10 protein-coding genes and 3 pseudogenes are annotated in these 18,432 nt (G+C 41.9%); 3 read left to right on the forward strand and 10 right to left on the reverse strand.

What is annotated here, in order from left to right; all coding sequences use genetic code 11:
• Nucleotides 1–251 precede the first annotated feature (251 nt).
• Nucleotides 252–1,535: an MFS transporter gene (locus tag V6D42_RS13795; RefSeq protein ID WP_101864263.1), complete on the forward strand. Its 1,284-nt coding sequence runs from the start codon at nucleotides 252–254 to the stop codon at nucleotides 1,533–1,535.
• 18 nt (nucleotides 1,536–1,553) lie between these two features.
• On the opposite strand, the gene V6D42_RS13800 is transcribed toward V6D42_RS13795, so the two are convergent.
• Both V6D42_RS13800 and V6D42_RS13805 read right to left on the reverse strand, forming a co-directional pair.
• Nucleotides 1,554–2,993 carry a DEAD/DEAH box helicase gene (locus tag V6D42_RS13800; protein ID WP_333513588.1) on the reverse strand — a complete coding sequence of 480 codons (1,440 nt, stop codon included), beginning with the start codon at nucleotides 2,991–2,993 and terminating at the stop codon, nucleotides 1,554–1,556.
• A gap of 81 nt (nucleotides 2,994–3,074) precedes the next feature.
• Nucleotides 3,075–4,223, reverse strand: coding sequence for a rhamnogalacturonan acetylesterase (locus V6D42_RS13805; protein WP_333513589.1), 1,149 nt, complete (start codon nucleotides 4,221–4,223; stop codon nucleotides 3,075–3,077).
• Between the two features lie 164 nt (nucleotides 4,224–4,387).
• Here V6D42_RS13805 and V6D42_RS13810 point away from each other — a divergent pair, with 164 nt between their 5' ends.
• Together V6D42_RS13810 and V6D42_RS13815 are read left to right on the forward strand one after the other, a co-directional pair.
• Entirely contained in the window at nucleotides 4,388–4,729 is a 342-nt protein-coding gene (locus V6D42_RS13810; protein ID WP_333513590.1) for a PadR family transcriptional regulator, read from the forward strand.
• Entirely contained in the window at nucleotides 4,726–5,247 is a 522-nt protein-coding gene (locus V6D42_RS13815) for a DUF2812 domain-containing protein (protein ID WP_333513591.1), read from the forward strand. The genes V6D42_RS13810 and V6D42_RS13815 overlap by 4 nt, the downstream gene beginning before the upstream one ends.
• Before the next feature lie 216 nt (nucleotides 5,248–5,463).
• Here V6D42_RS13815 and V6D42_RS13820 read toward each other — a convergent pair.
• The 8 genes and pseudogenes from V6D42_RS13820 to V6D42_RS13855 all read right to left on the reverse strand — a co-directional run.
• Nucleotides 5,464–5,580, reverse strand: a pseudogene (locus V6D42_RS13820) (hypothetical protein); the annotation flags it as partial.
• A gap of 93 nt (nucleotides 5,581–5,673) precedes the next feature.
• Entirely contained in the window at nucleotides 5,674–6,594 is a 921-nt protein-coding gene (gene wapI / locus V6D42_RS13825) for an immunity protein WapI (protein ID WP_333513592.1), read from the reverse strand.
• Between the two features lie 22 nt (nucleotides 6,595–6,616).
• Nucleotides 6,617–7,507 (reverse strand): annotated as a pseudogene (locus V6D42_RS13830) (RHS repeat-associated core domain-containing protein); the annotation flags it as partial.
• A 67-nt stretch (nucleotides 7,508–7,574) separates the two neighbouring features.
• The gene (locus tag V6D42_RS13835; RefSeq protein WP_121643646.1) at nucleotides 7,575–7,934 is read right to left on the reverse strand and encodes a YxiJ family protein; all 360 of its coding nucleotides are present in this window, start codon (nucleotides 7,932–7,934) and stop codon (nucleotides 7,575–7,577) included.
• 36 nt (nucleotides 7,935–7,970) lie between these two features.
• Nucleotides 7,971–8,783: pseudogene (locus V6D42_RS13840) on the reverse strand (RHS repeat-associated core domain-containing protein); the annotation flags it as partial.
• A 172-nt stretch (nucleotides 8,784–8,955) separates the two neighbouring features.
• Complete coding sequence (locus V6D42_RS13845) at nucleotides 8,956–9,429, reverse strand: hypothetical protein (RefSeq protein ID WP_129550932.1); 474 nt, start codon at nucleotides 9,427–9,429, stop codon at nucleotides 8,956–8,958.
• A 22-nt stretch (nucleotides 9,430–9,451) separates the two neighbouring features.
• Nucleotides 9,452–16,468, reverse strand: coding sequence for a tRNA nuclease WapA (gene wapA, locus V6D42_RS13850; protein WP_333513593.1), 7,017 nt, complete (start codon nucleotides 16,466–16,468; stop codon nucleotides 9,452–9,454).
• A gap of 170 nt (nucleotides 16,469–16,638) precedes the next feature.
• Entirely contained in the window at nucleotides 16,639–17,577 is a 939-nt protein-coding gene (locus V6D42_RS13855; protein ID WP_333513734.1) for a DMT family transporter, read from the reverse strand.
• Nucleotides 17,578–18,432: the final 855 nt, after the last annotated feature.

Below are 18,432 nucleotides of genomic sequence, written 5' to 3' on the forward strand. Positions count from 1 at the left end.
TTTCATGAATTGTTTATTTTTTCTATCTGTTCGATGACCTGCCATTCGAAGCCATCAGCTCTTTATACCAATAAAAGCTTTTCTTGCAGCATCGAATTTATCGAAAGCGCCTAACCCGTTTTCTGTCATGATTAATGGCAGCTGGTAGCGGTCATAGACTAAACATTTTGTAAAAATTGACGGTGGTTTCATCCTATTCTACGTGGTTTCTCGTACAATAGAAGTATCGTGACTGGGGAGGGGCTCTGCAGATGAAACGTTTTACGAAACAAGAAAACAGCTGGGTTGTATATGACTGGGCAAACTCTGCTTATTCAATTGTCGTCACAACCGCAGTCTTTCCGTTGTTTTATAAATCAGCCGCTGCGGAAGGCGGTGTCAGTGCTGCTCAATCTACTGCTTATTTAGGCTATACGATTGCGATTTCTACCTTTATTCTCGCCATGCTCGGCCCGATTTTAGGAACCATCGCCGACTATGAAGGCTGCAAAAAAAAGTTCTTCGGCTTCTTTGTGTCAGCGGGTGTCGCCAGCACCGCGGCGCTTGCCTTTATTCCAAGTGAACATTGGCTTCTTTTGCTGCTGTTCTACACCATATCGGCTGTCGGTTTTTCCGGCGCCAATGTATTCTACGACGCCTTCCTCGTTGACGTCACGCCTGAGGAGCGAATGAATCTCGTCTCCGCCCGCGGCTTTGGCTTAGGCTATATCGGCAGCACGATCCCATTTATCCTCAGCATCGCCGTCATCCTGCTTGCACAAGCAGAAACAATTCCGATGTCTGTGTCTGCCGCAAGCCAGCTGTCCTTTTTTATAACGGCCGCTTGGTGGGGGCTGTTTACCATTCCGATGCTGAAACACGTTCATCAGCGCTATTACATTAAAAAAGAACCCCGCATCATAGCCAACAGCTTTAAACGCCTCGGGCAAACGATGAAACGGATCCGGCGGTACCGGGCGCTGTTCCTTTTTCTGCTCGCTTATTTCTTTTATATCGACGGAGTCGGCACCATTATTACGATGTCGACGTCCTACGGGTCAGACTTGGGCATCAGCTCCACAAGTCTCCTGATCATCCTGTTTGTCACTCAGGTCGTCGCCGCGCCGTTTGCCATTTTATACGGAAGACTGGCGGAACGCTTCACAGGGAAAACAATGCTGTACGTTGGCATCGTCATATATATGATTGTCTGCGTATATGCGTATTTTCTGGAAACGACGTTTGATTTCTGGATTCTAGCCATGCTTGTCGCCACCTCGCAGGGCGGCATTCAAGCATTAAGCCGCTCCTATTTCGCCAAGCTCGTCCCAAAACACCATGCAAATGAATTCTTCGGCTTCTACAACATTTTCGGGAAATTCGCCTCAATTATGGGGCCGCTGCTCATCGCCGTTACCGCCCAGCTAACCGGGAAATCCTCGACTGCGGTGTTCAGCCTAATCATTTTGTTTGTGATCGGAATTGTCATCCTCGCGTTTGTGCCGGAAGAGAACAGTGCCGATGTCAGCCATCACAAAAATGACCTGCCCCTTTAACTGGGAGCAGGTCATTCATCATTTATTCGCTTTATTCACCTTAAGCTTTTTCCCTTTGACGGTTGTATCCTTCATGGCTTTGAGAACACGAGGGCCTTTTCCGTTTAAAATTTCTACGTACGAGGCGTTATCCATGATTGTAATGATGCCAATGTCATCAGCAGAAACCCCGTCTATTTTAGCGATCGTTCCGACAAAATCAACGGCTCTGATTTTCTTTTTCTTTCCGCCGTTAAAATACAGCTTCATAATGTCTTTATTCAGCTCTTCGCTCTTGTCTTTTTTGATCGCCGGACGGTCCTTCAGTTTAGCGAGAAAATCCGGTTTCTTTTTTGCGATTTCCTCTTGGGACGGAGCTTCTAATGTCTGAATCCCGAATCCGATATAGTCTTCTATTTCAGCTAGGAACCGCTTTTCAAACGGCGCCACAAATGAAATCGCTTTTCCCTGTTTTCCGGCTCGTCCTGTCCGTCCTGTACGGTGTACGTAGCTTTCTTTCTCAAGAGGCAGATCATAGTTGATGACAAGGGCGATATTCTCTATATCGATCCCCCGTGCGGCGACGTCTGTCGCGACTAGATACCGGTACTCGCCTCTTTTAAATTCATTCATGACGTCAAAGCGGTCTTCCTGAATCATCCCGCCGTGAATTTTATCACATGGATACCCTAAGTCATCCAATTCATCAGTCAGCTGATTGACATGCTCTTTCGTCCGGCAGAAAATGATGCAGCTGTCCGGGTTCTCAGTGATGAGTACATCCTTCAGCAAAGAAAACTTATTCTCTTCTCTGACTTGAATCACCGCATGTTCAATATTCCTTGTGGTGAGGCCAGCCGCTTTGATTTCGATATGCTCTGGGTTTTGCATATATTGACGGCTTAATTTCTCAATATCCTCTGGCAGTGTCGCAGAAAACAGCATCGTTGTGCGCTTAACCGGGAGATGCTTGATAATCGCCTCCACCTGATCGATGAAGCCCATATTCAGCATCTCATCCGCTTCATCAATGACCAGATAGGAAAGGCGATCCAGCGGCAGCGTGCCTTTTTCAATATGATCTAGGACGCGTCCCGGTGTGCCGACAACGATATGGCTTTTTTGCTTCAGCTCGGCTTTTTGTTTATCAAAAGATGATTTTCCAAACACAGCTGTGGCTTTGATTCGTTTAAATCTTCCGATGTTCGTGATATCCTCTTTTACTTGCACGGCAAGCTCACGGGTCGGTGTCAGCACCAGTGCCTGCGGTTTGTTTTCGTCCCAATCCGCCAGCTCGCAGAGAGGAATGCCAAACGCAGCTGTTTTCCCGCTTCCCGTCTGTGATTTGACGACAAGATCTTTTCGTTCAAGGGCTGCCGGAATCACGTTTCGCTGCACCTCGGTCGGTTCTGTATACCCCAGTCCTTCCAATGCTCGTAAAATGTCATGACTGATTTGATAGTTTTTAAAATGACTCATGTATAAACTCCTGTCTCTTGCAGATGTTCTCATTATACTCTAATTTCCGGCAGCGTATGTGTTTTGCCGAAAAATGACGTTTTAGAAGCCATCAATCCCCTGTCTTTTTAGTTCATGAACGGCCAATCGCGCCAGTGCATCGGCCCCCGCGCGGTTCGGATGCAGTGTATCTCCATCCATATAAAGTGCGAGCGTTTTTTCCGGACCGATCGATGTAAAGTATGCCGAACTGAGGACATTCAAGTCAATGAGATGTGTTTTTTCCTCTTCGGCCAAAGCCAAAATAGAAGCCCTGTACCATCGGTTTACAGACGAATGGATGCCTTCAGAAGTGAAATCGGTCGCCCGGCCCTGAGGTGTTGAAAGGATGACTTCCGCTCCCTTTGCTTTCACCTGCCGGATCATATCACGCATAATCTCCTTAAATTCCGCTTCAGATTCATTATGCTTCGGATTTGTATCGTTAATGCCGAGCTGCAACATAAAGTAATCACCCGGTTTGATGTACTTCAAGATCGCTTCCAACTGTCCGTCATTTCGAAACCCTCTCGCAATCTGCCCGCCTGATGCCATGTTTCTCACTTGAAAGGTACGCTTGTCGACATAGTGAGGCAGCATCTGCCCCCAGCCCGCCTGCTTGCTGCTGTTGAGCGGATAATAATTGCACACCGTCGAATCGCCGCCGATATAGATCGTTCGGTTTGTCACCGGCTGATCAGACAATTTCTTGATCTTCAGGGCGCTGAGCGTAAAAGCGGTACCCGCCTTGCCTTCAGTCACCAGCAGATTCAGCTGCCCGTCGGTGACAGGAATTTGAAACGTATCCTCCGCACCGTCTCCCGTCATATTGATGACCTGAAACACACCCTCCGCCGCCACACTGGCCCTTGCCGTATTGCCAAGCGTCACTTTCACCTCATAAAGTCCGTTCGGAAGATCCACGTTAAACGTATTGTCGCTTTTCGTCCCATACGCCAAAAATTGAACCGCATCACTTTTCACGCCCGTCCCGAATGCCGCCACATCCTTCATATGTTCCGGCGTTTGAAAACCGTAGCCCTTTGACGGGTTATAACGGTCAGACGCCCTTACCCCAATGTAATTGGGCTCAACCGAACCGCTTCCAAAGTCAAACTGATATACCTTCGGCTCTGACGCCTTCACACTCTCCGCCCCGCTGAAACCCAACATCAACATCATCACAAAACCCGCTGTTATCCATTTTTTCATTAAGAATCCCCCTCTATGAAAACACATTCATTAATGCATACTCGGTGATTGTTTCTTTATGATGACTGAATGCAGAAAAAAATTGCATTGACAAAGGAAAAGGAAGATTTTATTATATCAATAATTGATATATCATTAGTTGATATAAGAAATGAGGTGACCGCTTGCCAAAGCAACGTCCGCAGGAAATGGATCAGCTTACCGATCCAGCCTATTATATTGTCTTAACCTTGCTGGAGCCAAAACACGGATATTCGATCATGCAGGAGATTGAGGACATGACCGATGACTCCTTTACGATCGGCCCAGCTACCCTATATACATTGTTAAAGAAATTATTACAGGAAGAGATCATTGAGCTTGTCAACAATGACAACCCGCGCCGCAAAGTGTACCAGACAACCCTGCACGGCCAAAAATTACTCAAAAAAGAAATGCAGCGCAGAAAAGTAATGGCTGAACACGGCGAACGCGCTTTTCAACAATTGAAAGGGGATTCGTCATGAAACAGAAAAAATTTATGATGTCTGAAGGATTGGCCTTTTCAGAAGAAAAGGATATGAAGAGACTAAGTGATATGGCCAGCAAAGGCTGGGTACTCGATTCTTTTGCGTTTATGGGGTATAAGCTTAGAAAAGCTGAGCCGCGGAAATTGATCTACAGTATTGATTATCATGATGTTGAGGAAGAAAGCTTGGCGGAATACACCGCGATGTTTGAAGCGGCCGGGTGGGAACGTGTTTGCTCTTCACGAGGTATGCATATCTTTTCGGCTGAGCCTGGGACTTCGCCGATATACAGTGATCAATCCACCATGAGAGAGAAATATAAAAGAAGTGAAAAAGACATTCGAAATGTCACCTGCACCTTGAGTTTCCTGACTCTCTTGTCCATTTCACTCCATTATGTAACCGGATTATCAAATTGGGTGCCTTTGTTTTTCCTGATTGTGACTATCCCGTTTCTTGTGACATATGCGGCAACAAAAGCAAGAACGCTGGGAAAGTGGGGAAAATCAGTGTGACTTCTTGTCACACTTGATTACATCCCATCCTCCGCAATAGAAGCTTATTTGGTTTTCTTCGTCATACACATAATAACGGAGCCTTTCCCACTGATCATCAGTCGGTTCAATCTCTAACTCAACCGCATTGATGGATTCAAGGTCATCCAGCTTTGATGCACTAATGTTTTTTTCAAACCGCAATTGAATGTCACAGGTTTGAGCAGAAAGTTTTAATTCAAACACAGGAATATGAATATAACGATCATCTTCTTTCATATAGAAAGAAAACTCGTTTAATGTAAATGGACCTATATCTGCATGATGCTTTTTCAAATTCTCGTATTGTGATATTCAAATGGATTCCTCATATTTTTATGTTTCATCTAAATTTCTCACTTTCACTGCTAACCAAATTTGATGAGTCTACTTGTTAAGTATCCCCTTTTATAAACTTTGATTATTTAACAGAAAAAGCTTATTATTATGATCAATTCCTGCAACCTTATCTTTATAGGAAGCTACTTGTGTAAAACATAGACTTTCTCCATTGTTTTCATTTGAAATTTTTTGTTCTACATAATTTTGCATGTCATTCGTCTTGAATACTTTTTTAATATTGTAAGAGTCATCATCACGACTGAAAAGATAAATAGATGATCCATTTTTGATGCATGAACTACACTCTATTCCAACCTCAACTCTTTCTAATGTTTCTCCAAGTAAATTCAATTTTTGTAAATAATCTTCACCCATCGATCTGTAATACAAATAGATGGCATCCTCACTTACAAAAGTAGAATAATATTGGTCAATCACATAAGAACTAACACCGTGGGAATACAATTCATATTTTCCATTTTCCAAAACGAATTTATTAATCCCTCTCGTGCTTATTTCCTGATCAACGCATGAAAATATACCCGTTTCATCATAGCCGACCCATAAATTCTTATTTTGATCTATTATCATTGAATTAATGTATCGCCCCGCATAAAAAGATTGATGGAATCCTTCAATCGGATTCCACAAATATATATTGGGTTCAACGTCTCTAACACTATCCTCGTACTCTTTATCAATTAAAAACAAGAATGAATCATCAACTTTTTGTACATTTATGACTTGTTCGTTTGTTTGTATGCTAAAGCTATTTAAGAACCGTCCATCAGTGTTACAGTAGAGAACAATATGATTTATATATTTAGCACCATAATCGATTTCCTTTTTAGTCAATACAATTATTTCTGATTCAGTCATCGATAGTAATACTGTATCTTCCTCATTTACTTCTACATTCAAATCTCTAAATTTTAGTTCATGCATAGATGACATCCTTTCTATTTTTAAAAAGGAAGAAAGAATCATCCCTCTTCCTTTTATTCACTTTTTAATAAGGGTAACTCGTTACAACATACCTTCCAGACTTAACAACCTTTACAGTATAAGTATGCCGACCATTCGTTTTTCTTCCAATAGGCTTTTTAAACTTCTTAAAGTGAACTGTTCTACCATCTTTTTGGACGTATGCCGGTCTAGTTCTTGCTGTTGCCTTAGTTGTTCTTCTTAAAGTTTTAGCACTTCTAAACTTGCTTTTTGGTTGCCCATTTGGCATTCGTGCCCTCGACTTAGGACCATGATCTTTTTTGATATGTTTCCAGTTGAAATTTTTACCTGATTTCGCAAATCTATAAACCCTCTTAGCACCCTTAAATATCTTCCCAGGACCAAAGTTAGAAGCAGCTGCCCAAGCAGCACCTTTCCACCCCTTACCTGATTTATATGCCTTATATCCATCATAGGCTGCAAATCCGGCATTTACCACAAGCCATACCCAATGCCCATCCGGGTCAACATTCATCACCGGGTTATTATTTCCATAAGCATACCCATTCTGATCCAATGAATCTCCGTCGCTGCCCGGGTCTGGGTCGAGCGATAGGAACACGCCGTTTCTTGGCTCGTAGTAGCGGGCCATGAGATAGTACAGGCCGGTTTCTTCGTCGTATTGGTAGCCTGCGTAGCGGTAGCGGTTGTCTTTTACTTCATCGCTTGCTTCGGTTTTTGTTGGATTTCCCCATGCGTCGTACTGATATTTGGCAACGGTTTTTCCAGTGCTGTCTGAGATTGCAATGACGTCACCTTGTGCGTTGTAGTGATAGAAATATTTCTTGCCATTTTGCGTGACTGCTAGCAGTTGTCCACTATCACCGTATGTGTATGCTTTTGTGAAAGTATACACATTCAGACTGTCGCTGTAAAAATAAATTGTGTCTTTCCCGAATTAATTAAAACAGCTGTCAAATATACTTGACAGCTGTTTTTGTTTATTATTTTAGTTTAAAGATTCATACTCCTGTTATAAGCTTATTAATCAAAATCCTAATTTTTTCATGAAATTCTAAGCATTCACTTAATTCTTGATATTTTAAAATATCACTTTTATAATTCCTAAAATGAGGATAATGTTCATAGAACGTTTTTTTTAACATTTCTCTTTGATATCTAGGAATTTTTTTATCTTCAATTATATAATTTAAACTTCCAGTTATTAAGGCAAAAAATTCATAAAATTCATCTAAAGAAGTATTTGTTTCTTCTTCAAAATCATACATATCATTTGGAAACGGACCATGTAATAATACATAATATTTTTTGAACTCATCTAATGTTTTTTGATCAATATTATATCTTTTAAAAAATTTCATCCATATTCAGGCCCTTCTATATTGTAGAAATTAAAATTAACTCTTTTTCTTTTTCTTCCATTTATTATTCACAAATGTAACTACCTTTCCACTTCTTGTGTAATAACCAGTTCTTTTTCCATTCTTAATCCTGTAACCTTTTTTTCCAGTAGCTAGTATTACTTTTTCGCGTAAATGCTTATTAGATCTATAAAATGCTCTAGCAACTTTTGTATATCTCTTTTTACTGTAAGATTTACCATTTCTCACAATATGTTTATTATGATGATAGTCCAATGACTTTCTTTTAGTTTTAAATGTTCCTTTATACCAATGTCTTGAGGTGGCCCATTTTCCGATTTTTTTTGTTAATTTTAACTTTCCACCACCTACAAATCCTGATGCGGCTGCAACCGCTACGCCTTTCCAACCCTTGCCTGATTTATAAGCTTTGTATCCATCATATACCGCAAATCCTGCAACAAACCATACCCAATGGCCGTCTGGATCGACATTCATGACCGGGTTGTTGTTTCCATAGGTATATCCGTTTTGATCTAGTGAATCTCCATCGCTTCCTGGGTCTGGGTCGAGCGATAGGAACACGCCGTTTCTTGGCTCGTAGTAGCGGGCCATGAGGTAGTACAGGCCGGTTTCTTCGTCGTATTGGTAGCCTGCGTAGCGGTAGCGGTTGTCTTTTACTTCGTCGCTTGCTTCGGTTTTTGTCGGATTTCCCCACGCATCGTACTGATATTTTGCAACGGTTTTTCCAGTGCTGTCTGAGATCGCGATGACGTCACCGTGTGCGTTGTAGTGATAGAAATATTTCTTACCATTTTCTGTGTAGGATAACAGCTGGCCGCTGTCTCCATCTACGCCAATTTCTCAAGTTCTTTTCATTTGATTATTCTTTCTCTTGTTTTCTTTGTCATTTATCATTCAGATTTGTTCTAAAAAAAGCTTGTATCGCTTATTGATACAAGCTTTTTTTTTGCTCTTATAACAAATTAATTTGTTTCCCATAACCACACTACACTAAGTATTATCCTAAATATTCCTCAATTGTTTTTACATTTGGTAATAGCCTTTTGAGATTAACTATTAACTCAGGGCAGCCCGTGAAGACAATATCAGAGGAGTCAAAAAAACCGACTTCGAATACAGCTCCTTCTACTGGCGAGTTGTAGTCTTTATCCCAATAAGCCCTATTCTCATTAATAACTGGTACCGAGGATAGAGACAGTTTATTCAATGATTTAGAGACAGCTGTAAATACTCCAAAAGTGGGAACGATGTCATAAGTACTGAGTATCTCCTTTAAATTTTCACCTTTTATATACACGAATTCTAAGTGTCTTGAGAATAATTCATGCTCAATATAATTTTTATTTTCAAACAATGTTATATCAGAAAGATCACTGATAAGCCAATTATATTCTTCTATTTTCAAATCTATCTTGTCTAATAAGAGTTTTAAATTAAAGTATTGATCATTATCTTCTAACACAATTCTCATTCTTTGCCTCCTAATCTATACCTTATGGTCTCTCCCATCGTTGTCTTGGCTTCACTTTACTCCAATCCCATCTATGCTTATGAGGAACTATTGGATGTTCTTTTGCGTTTCCATGATTAGTATAATCAATATCGTATTTTGCCCATCCTCGATGATCATATCTTCTTTTTTGATGCATTTTCTTCTTCTTTATCCAATATACAGTGCTGTTCCGTTTTCCCCCCTTCGCTACTGGTTTTTTAAATGTAACATATCTATTACTCTTTCTTATTTTCCCTCTATATTTTACACCTTTTGATTTTCGAACGAATTTGTAACTTTTAACCGCTTTATAAACCCGACTAGCACCCTTAAATATCTTCCCAGGACCAAAGTTAGAAGCAGCTGCCCAAGCAGCACCTTTCCACCCTTTACCTGATTTATATGCCTTATATCCATCATAAGCCGCAAACCCGGCATTTACCACAAGCCATACCCAATGCCCATCCGGATCAACATTCATCACCGGGTTATTATTTCCATAAGTATACCCATTCTGATCCAATGAATCTCCGTCGCTGCCCGGGTCTGGGTCGAGCGATAAGAACACGCCGTTTCTTGGCTCGTAGTAGCGGGCCATGAGATAGTACAGGCCGGTTTCTTCGTCGTATTGGTAGCCTGCGTAGCGGTAGCGGTTGTCTTTCACTTCGTCGCTTGCTTCGGTTTTTGTTGGATTTCCCCATGCGTCGTACTGATATTTGGCAACCGTTTTTCCAGAGCTGTCTGAGATCGCGATGACGTCTCCGTGTGCGTTGTAGTGATAGAAATATTTCTTGCCATTCTCTGTGTAGGATAACAGCTGGCCGCTGTCTCCGTACGTGTATGATTTTGTGACGTTGTTGTCCGCGTCTGTTTCATACAAGACGTTCAGGCTGTCTCCATCGTAGAAGTAGTTCGTGACGTTTCCGTTGACGGTTTTTTGGATTCTGTTTCCTTTTTCATCATATTTGTATGTTGCGAACGGCTTGTCTTCGCCTTGTTTTGTAACGGCAGTCAGGTTATCCTCTGCATCCCACGTATATGTGAATTTGCCGTCGGATGTGCGGTTGCCGTTTTTATCGTAAGAGATGCTTTCATCATTGACTTTTGTCAGCTGGTTCATGATGTTGAAGGAAGCGTTCACCGTTTTGCTTGTACCGTCTTTTACAGTTGTAACGGTTTTCCGGTTGCCGAATCCGTCATATGTGTATTCAATGACAGTTCCGTCTTCATGGGTTTCCTTGATAAGCTGATTCAGCTTTCCATACTCATATTTCACCTTGCCGCTTGCTGAGCTGTTTATCGTTGTGCGGTTGCCGTTTGCATCGTATTCATAGCTTTCTGTCAGAATGCTTCCGCCATTTTTGTCGCCGATATGAAGCGAGCTTACAAGGTTTCTTTCGTCATATGAAAAACTTGTTCCGCCGCCGTTGCCCGTAATAAAGGTTTGGACGTTGCCATTTTCATCATAATCAAATGAATAGGAAGATGTACTATCTTTCATCTCAACCATTTGATCCAGCTTGTTATACGTAAATTGATTCGTTCCTTTTTGGTCCCCATGGCTCCATGAGAAGGTTTTCAGCTTATCGGAGTCACTAGGGTATGTCCAAGTTTGGCTGCCGCCGCGGTCAGTCAATTCGGTTAAACGGTTTTTGTTGTCAAATGTCCGTTTCTTTGTGGTGTTCTGCTCTTTATTGACGACCGATGTTTCATTTCCATTTTTGTCATACGTGAAATTGTACTTTTCTGTACCGTTATACGATTTTGATTTCACCCGGTCTGTTCCATCATAAGAAAGAGACACTTCGTTGCCATTCGGTGAAATGGTTTTGGTCAGGTTGCTGTTGGCATCATATTCACTTGCTAGCACATTACCCAGAGGGTCAGTTGTTTTGACAAGCTTGCCCATGACATCATATTCGTATTGATAGGTTTGATCTGCTCCCGCCCGAATGGTTTTGCTTACCTCATTGCCTTCCTTATCATAGCTGTGAAGGATAGACGTGCCGTTAGAGAGCGTCATGTTTGTCAATTGGTCTGCCTGATCATACGTATAGGTTGTTTTTTCACCTTTTGCATCCGTTTCAGCTGTTTTCTTACCCGTTTCATCGTAATCAGTTGAAGTAGAGTATCCTAGTTCATCTTCTTCCTTGGTCACATAGTTTCCATTGCTGTCATACGTGCTTTTTGTTAGAAGGCTTCCTTCAATCAGACGGATATCATCAAACCAGACTGTTCCTGTCGCACTCTTTTGGAACAGAATGCTGATATCGACTTTATTAATCGGTTTTGTTTTTGGTATGACGACAGCTGCGCGGTTCCATTCCTGTGTTCCAGAAGGGAATTTCGCATTGTATACGCCTGTGCTTCCGTCCGCATAAGTGACATTAGCCTGCAAAGAATAGTCTTTTTCATCTGTGAACTTGACACTGCTTGCTTTCGACATGCCTGTCAGTGTGAGATAAACCGGTTTGTCGTTTGCGCTTTGCCCTAAGACAACGGTTTGTTTTGTTACTGATCCGGCTTGGGACGCACTGGTCCGGGCAGCTTTTAATGATACGTCATCATTAAAGCCTTCTTCAGAATCAACGGATGCCCCGCTTGCGCTCCAGTTTTCCGTTGCTGATGTGAAACTGCTGTTTTGAACTGGGTTATAGCTTGACGATACTTCGCCTTTTTCCAGCTGAACTTCATCAAACCATGCTTTCCCTTTGCCATCTTTATCTTTATGGTCGACTTCCATATACACTACGGCTTTTCCTGCATTTGCTGGTGTCGTAAAAGTGATTTGCCGTTTTGTCCAGTTATTTTTTCCGGCTAATGCACTGTATTCATTGTGAATCCATTGAATTCGCTTTTGATCTTTGTCTCGCAAATCAATGTTAAAGTAGGCTCTTGATTTCGCAAGATCCGTTTTGATTTTCCCGCTTAATGTATAGGTTGTATTCGGCTCCAGTTCCACTGTTTGAGTCGCTGAGGAATACCCGTGATCTGTTCCTGCAGACGTTGATTGGCTCAAGACTTCCAATGCCTTTGATCCGGAAAGAACCCCGCTTTTATCGGTGATGACTGAAATTTTGCCGCTGTCTTTAGAAGCAGTCAGATTCCAGCCGGATTTTTGTGCTTCAAAGCTTCCATCTTTCAAAATATTAGTTGAAGCTGATAAATCTTTGCTGGATTGAATCTGATTTCCGTATTTATCATAAACGGCTGCTGACGATGATTTTCCGCTCTGATCGGTTTCGGATACAGCATCCAGTCCGTCATAAGCAATATCCGTGACATTGCCCTCGGTATCCTTCATTTTTGTGACATCGTTGTTTTTGTTGTATTCGTATGTCTCAGTTCCATATGCGTCTTTAACAGACGTAACGTTGCCATCTTTGTCATATTGATAGCTTTCCGTTGCTTTTCCGGTGCCGACGTCGTTTGGATCTACATCTTCTACGACATTGTTGCCTTCATACTTTGTATTCGTTGTAATTTTTAACCCTTCCGCATCATCAATGACCTGAATCGGATTTCCCGCTTCATTATAGCCATACTTTACTTTCCGGCCATTCGGCTGTGTCATGAGAAGCGTCTTTTTATCAGCATCATAGCTATAGACATATGTTTCTTTCTTAGCGTTAATCGCTTTATCGAGACGGTGCCCGCTATACTGATATTCGGTAAAGACAGGCTTTGCTTCGGTACTGTTGGCTGAATATTGTTTGATAAGGCGTCCTTCACCATCATAGTCATAGCTTGTGACAGTCCCATCTGTATCCGTGACTTTCTTCAGCAAATCATTTTCATATGAGTAGGTGACTTTCTTATTCTTAGGCCCGATGATGGAAGTCACATGGCCATTTTCATCATATGCGAGTGTGAGCTTGCGGCCTGATGCATCTGTAATGGCTGTCAGTTGATTCTTGTCATTATAAGTGTAGACGGTTGCATTGTTGTGGCCATCCACTATCTTTTGAAGCTTGCCGCCTTTTTTATTGAAATAGGCGTTTGTTTGATCCTTTGTTTTTAATATGAACTGATCAGCTGTTTCTGTTAATTCAAGATAGACACCGGTCGGCGGCTGATACGTGCCATCGGCTTTTTTAGTAAAGCGATGTGTCGTAGCGTCTTCATCAATATACATTGCCCCGCCGTCCGTCGGGATGACAGATGTTTCTGCATCAGCATACCAGCCTTGTCCAAATAAGTGATCAGAGCTGTCAAGACTGTTGTAGGTTCTCGATAAGCCCAGTCCCGGTCCGCGTCCGTCAATTGACAGATCTTCTTCATTCACGATGACATTTCCTGTCGCACCGTTTAACTGGCCGCTTGGGATATCAATGATAGACCAGTATTCTTCTGTTCCAAGGAATTCTGCGCCTTCATGGAACGTTGGGTTAAAGGGTGCTGTCGGGATCGTTTCACCATTCGCATCATAGGCGGAAAGCGTGAAGGAATAATTCTTCTTCCCTTTATAATTTCCATTTGCATTGTTATAGACAGGTGACGGGTCAAGCGCCAATTCACGGCCTTTTCCATCTGTATGCAGCTTGTAGCTTCCGGCTTTTATTTCCTCAGAAGTCGGCCAAATGTTTTTATTTTGGGTTGTCCAATGATCCACGTCACCAACATCATAAGACTGATATTCTTTGCCGTTATAGATATTAATTTTATAGCCTTTCGCATTTTGAACCTTTTCCCATATCAAATTCACATAGCCGGTTTGACTCGACTTTGTGTTTGTATACAAATAGCCAGTTAAATTTTTCGGCTTAGCGATATCAGGAAGTGTCGGGTTGGCAGCCGGTGATGCGATGGCTTCGCCGTCTTTGTTATAGGCGATTATCTTAAATGAGTAATTTTTTTTGGCTGCATCCCCACCAGCGTTTTTATAGGTTGGTCCGGGATTGATCGGCAGCTCTGCTCCGCTTCCATCCTTTAGGTGAAGAGCATATTTTCCCGCTTTCATTTCTGCACTTGTCGGCCAGATCTTTTTCCCCTTGGTGGTCCAAGACGTCTGATTTCCGAGATCAAGTGTTTCAAAGCCTTTCCCATTGAACACCTGGACTTTATAGCCTGTTGCACCGGATACAGCTTTCCAAGAAAGGTCGAAGTATCCTGTGGCATTCCCATTATTAAAGCCCTTTGTTGACGGTGCTTGTGCTTTTCCTACATTAGGGATAACAGGCTTTGCCGGTGCGGACATCGCTCCTTCTCCCTGATCAAAGATTGCACTGACGCCAATCCAATAGTTTTTGCTTGTGGCATAGCTTCCGCCGGAGTTTTTATACACTGGAGATGGATCTAGCGCTAATTCAGTACCGCCTTTGCCATCAAGGTGAAGCTTGTACTTACCGGATGAAATTTCTGCACTTGTCGGCCAAATGTTTTTCCCTTTTGTGCTCCAGGATGTCGTGTTGCCGACTGAGATCGCTTGATATTCTTTCCCATTATAAATCCATACCTTATAGCCTTTTGCACCCTCGGCCTTTTTCCAGCTGATATTGAAAAAACCAGTGCCGTTCCCGTTATTGTATGCCTTAATAGCAGGTGTGCTCGCCTTCGGGATGGTGTATGTCACTTCAATATAAGGCTTATTGTTTGAGTTCGCTGAGGAAATTAGTTTTTTCCAGTATTCCTTACCGTTTCCGTTTGCATGAAGCTTGAATCCATAGTTGGCCCCGCCGGAGTTCCATGCCTTTACAGCGGCGGTCACATCGTAACTCGCCCACTGTCCTTTATGGACGTCGGCTTTTCCGATATTTTTAGATGCCGGTTTGGTGTTCCATGTTACTTTCGCATGATCATAATTGCTGTTGACCGTATCCAGCCAAAGACCAGTTGCTTTTGTTCCATAATAGGAATGGGCGACGTATGTTTTTAATGTCGCTTTGGTGACCGTCATATTTTGAATCGGTTTTAGGTTGTTAAATTTCATGAACGCATAGTTTGTGCCTGTTGTTTTGTCGTAATAACCCGTTTTCAGTACATAGGCCTTCAGATTAGCATCCCATTTCTGTGAAGATGCCGAATAGTTGGTCGTCGGGTAGGCACTCATGACAAACGTATCTGATGAAACAGATAAAGACGTTGACGGGTCGATAGACACTGGATACACGCGTTCAGGGTCTTTCAGCCAGTTCTCGTCTGCCGTGAGATGAAGCAAATACCCTTCATCATTCTTTTCCAGCTTATAGCTGACTTTTTCTGATCGTCCCACCTCACCGGAAAGCTCATCCAGTTTTGAATCAGTCATAAAAGGTTTAGGCACAGAAAAAACAACTTTTCCTTTTTCATCAGAAAAATCTATTGATCCGTCCTCTTGTTCTTTTGCCTGCAAATCGGTTTTCACCTGAAATGTAAATGTGTTGTACCCATCATACTGATGAAGGACTACATCTTCTTTTATGTTTTCGTTGAATGTGAAAGTCTGAAGATCAATGTTCGGAAAAACATCCGGATAAACAATCTCATTACCATCAGTCTTATAATCTGCTGGAGTATCTTTCGGAGTAAGTGAAGTTTTATTTGGACCTTTTGCTTCTACAAGTGAATATGTAAGCTTGTGATCATTGTGCTCAAAAGTCGCATAAAGTCCGTTCTTCATTTGCTTTTGAAAATCTGAATTCAAAATGGCATTTTCAGTTTCGACTTGTTTGCTTGTCGTTTCTTTTAATTCAGGAGAAATCTCCTCCCAGTCTGCATTCGATGTTTCCTTTGTATGAATAGGATCAAGGTATACTTCCTGTTTATAAACACCGTCCCCTTCATAATAAAGCTTTGTGTTTTCCGTTCTTTCTGAGGTGATTTCTCCCTCTTTGTTTATATCCTTCTCATTAAATGGTACAGCTTTCTCTGTTTGATCATTCTGAAGGGTTTCTTCCGGATCAGCAGCTGCGACACGATTTCCGGACTCTTCTTCTGAAGTTTTTGCAAGTACATCTACTGGCAATAATGAAATCATTAGCGCCAACACTAAACATACGGCAATGAATCTCTTAACGTTCCGCCTCTTTCTTTTTTTCATTTCCTCTCTCCTTTTGTAATAAAAGTAATATTTACTCAACAATGTTAACGTTACTGAAATATTATTACAATATTTTTCTAGAAAATTTATCTTATTTTAAGATTTAAACAGAGCAAAAAGACCCAAAAAACCAAAAAAAGGCCCATTTAAGGCCTTTACACGTTTTTCTATCATGATTGAAATTGTTCTAAATCCTTTTCTTCAGCAGCTGCATCCGCCTTCCCCTGCCTCCTCACAAGCGTTAAAGCCATACCCGCAAAGATCATCACAATGCCGATCGTTTGATAAAGGTCCGGGCGGAACCCTGTAAACACGGTATCAAGCACGATCGCGACAGCGGGGTCGAGGAAGACAATGATCGAAATAAATTTCGTTGATAAAAATCGCAAGCTGTCAAAAAAAAGCAAATACACAATACCTGTATGAATAATACCAGTGGAGACGACCATGATCCAGTTCCCCTGAGACAGGTCAGCAAAAGCGCCAAAATGAATAAACGGAAGGAGGATGATGACACCTAATCCGGTCTGCAAAAAGGTTGTTGTATAGGGGCTCAGATTGTGAATGCCCTTTCCTAATAACGTTGTGAATGCGTAAAACAGAGCAGCGAGAACAGCCCAAATGATCCCCGATCCCATCAGCTGGCTGAATGAAGTATTGCCGTTAATGCCGGAAATCAGCGCCGTGCCAAGAAAACAGATCATAATGGAACTGACGGAGATGACATTCAATTTTTCTCTATAGATGATGCTCCCCAGGAGAAGAACAAGCACCGGTGCAAGGTGGTATACAGAAATGGCAATTGTAACTGACGTTTCTTCAAAAGACTTAAATAAGAAGACCCAGTTAAATACAAGAAAGAAACCGCACGCCAATGTTTGCAGCACGTCTCTCTTTATCCACTTTTCGGTTTTATACTGACCGGACGCCAGCCAGCAAAAGCTTAAAAATAGCGTCGCGCATAGGCAGCGGACAAATACCAATTCAAATGAGGGGAGATTGGTATGCTCTGAGAAAAAGCCAATGGAGCCGAAAATGACCATAGAGATGACCATTTTGATTACGGCTGTTGATTTTTGTTTTGGTGTAATTGAGAGATCCTGCTGCATCAAGTGTATTCTACCTCCAGTTATGTATATGGAAAAGCACCCCAACTGCAAGGTGCCTTTCCCTTTATTATAGTTTCTTGCCGGCCGTCCAGCCGTCTATGGCTAAGTTTGAGCTGTAATAAAGTGTGCCTCATTAGAAGCATTAACTTCATAGAGAAACGTATTACTGAACCATTTCATCGTCCTTGAAACGATTCTTCCGTTAATTCTGTTTGGATCACACCCGTTGAAATGCTATTCCTGATTCCCTTTGAACATAGCGAGCTGCTTTGTCAGTCCGATGACCGCATGCTTGGAGGACATATAAATAGCCCGCGCAGGCTATGCCATTAAGTGGACACAGAGCGATGTTAATCATACACCTTGTTTTCCCCCCTCAGATTACAGCCTTGCTATCATGTATATGACTATTTGAATGATGCGGCTGATCATTCTAGAACAGGGGTGATTTCCCTTATTCCTGCTGCGTTGAATAAGATATCCGGATGTAATTGGCTTTTCTTCAAGCTTTGGCATCAAAGATTCCGTCTGCTGGACTTCAGACAAGTCTGCCTATTCCTGTTTACTATAAATTCTGACATTTCATTTGTTTGAATATCTACTCCATCGACCCGGAAGCTGTTCGCTAAAGATTATGTGACCGCCGAAAAGCTGATTGCCGTTTCTCTATTTACCCCAGTAATTAGTTATTTTTTTTTTCCATTTTCTTCTTTTACTCATTTTGATAATTTTACATAAGCTTGCATATTATAGTTTGTAATATCATGTAGGATCGCCACCCATCCTCTATTTTCCATATGTTTATCATACAGACCTTTACCAAAAAACTCATCTGTTTTTTTAATTAGAGAGATC

The sequence above is a fragment of the Bacillus sp. 0909A genome, from assembly GCF_036765115.1.
Classification (GTDB): Bacteria; Bacillota; Bacilli; order Bacillales; family Bacillaceae; genus Bacillus; species Bacillus mojavensis.

Bases quoted from the DNA above. Each gene is read 5' to 3' on its own strand.
- V6D42_RS13795 (WP_101864263.1), top strand. From the start codon at position 252: ATGAAACGTTTTACGAAACAAGAAAACAGCTGGGTTGTATATGACTGG.
- V6D42_RS13800 (WP_333513588.1), bottom strand. From the start codon at position 2,993: ATGAGTCATTTTAAAAACTATCAAATCAGTCATGACATTTTACGAGCA.
- V6D42_RS13805 (WP_333513589.1), bottom strand. From the start codon at position 4,223: ATGAAAAAATGGATAACAGCGGGTTTTGTGATGATGTTGATGTTGGGT.
- V6D42_RS13815 (WP_333513591.1), top strand. From the start codon at position 4,726: ATGAAACAGAAAAAATTTATGATGTCTGAAGGATTGGCCTTTTCAGAA.
- wapI (WP_333513592.1), bottom strand. From the start codon at position 6,594: ATGATTCTTTCTTCCTTTTTAAAAATAGAAAGGATGTCATCTATGCAT.
- V6D42_RS13835 (WP_121643646.1), bottom strand. From the start codon at position 7,934: ATGAAATTTTTTAAAAGATATAATATTGATCAAAAAACATTAGATGAG.
- V6D42_RS13845 (WP_129550932.1), bottom strand. From the start codon at position 9,429: ATGAGAATTGTGTTAGAAGATAATGATCAATACTTTAATTTAAAACTC.
- wapA (WP_333513593.1), bottom strand. From the start codon at position 16,468: ATGAAAAAAAGAAAGAGGCGGAACGTTAAGAGATTCATTGCCGTATGT.
- V6D42_RS13855 (WP_333513734.1), bottom strand. From the start codon at position 17,577: ATGCAGCAGGATCTCTCAATTACACCAAAACAAAAATCAACAGCCGTA.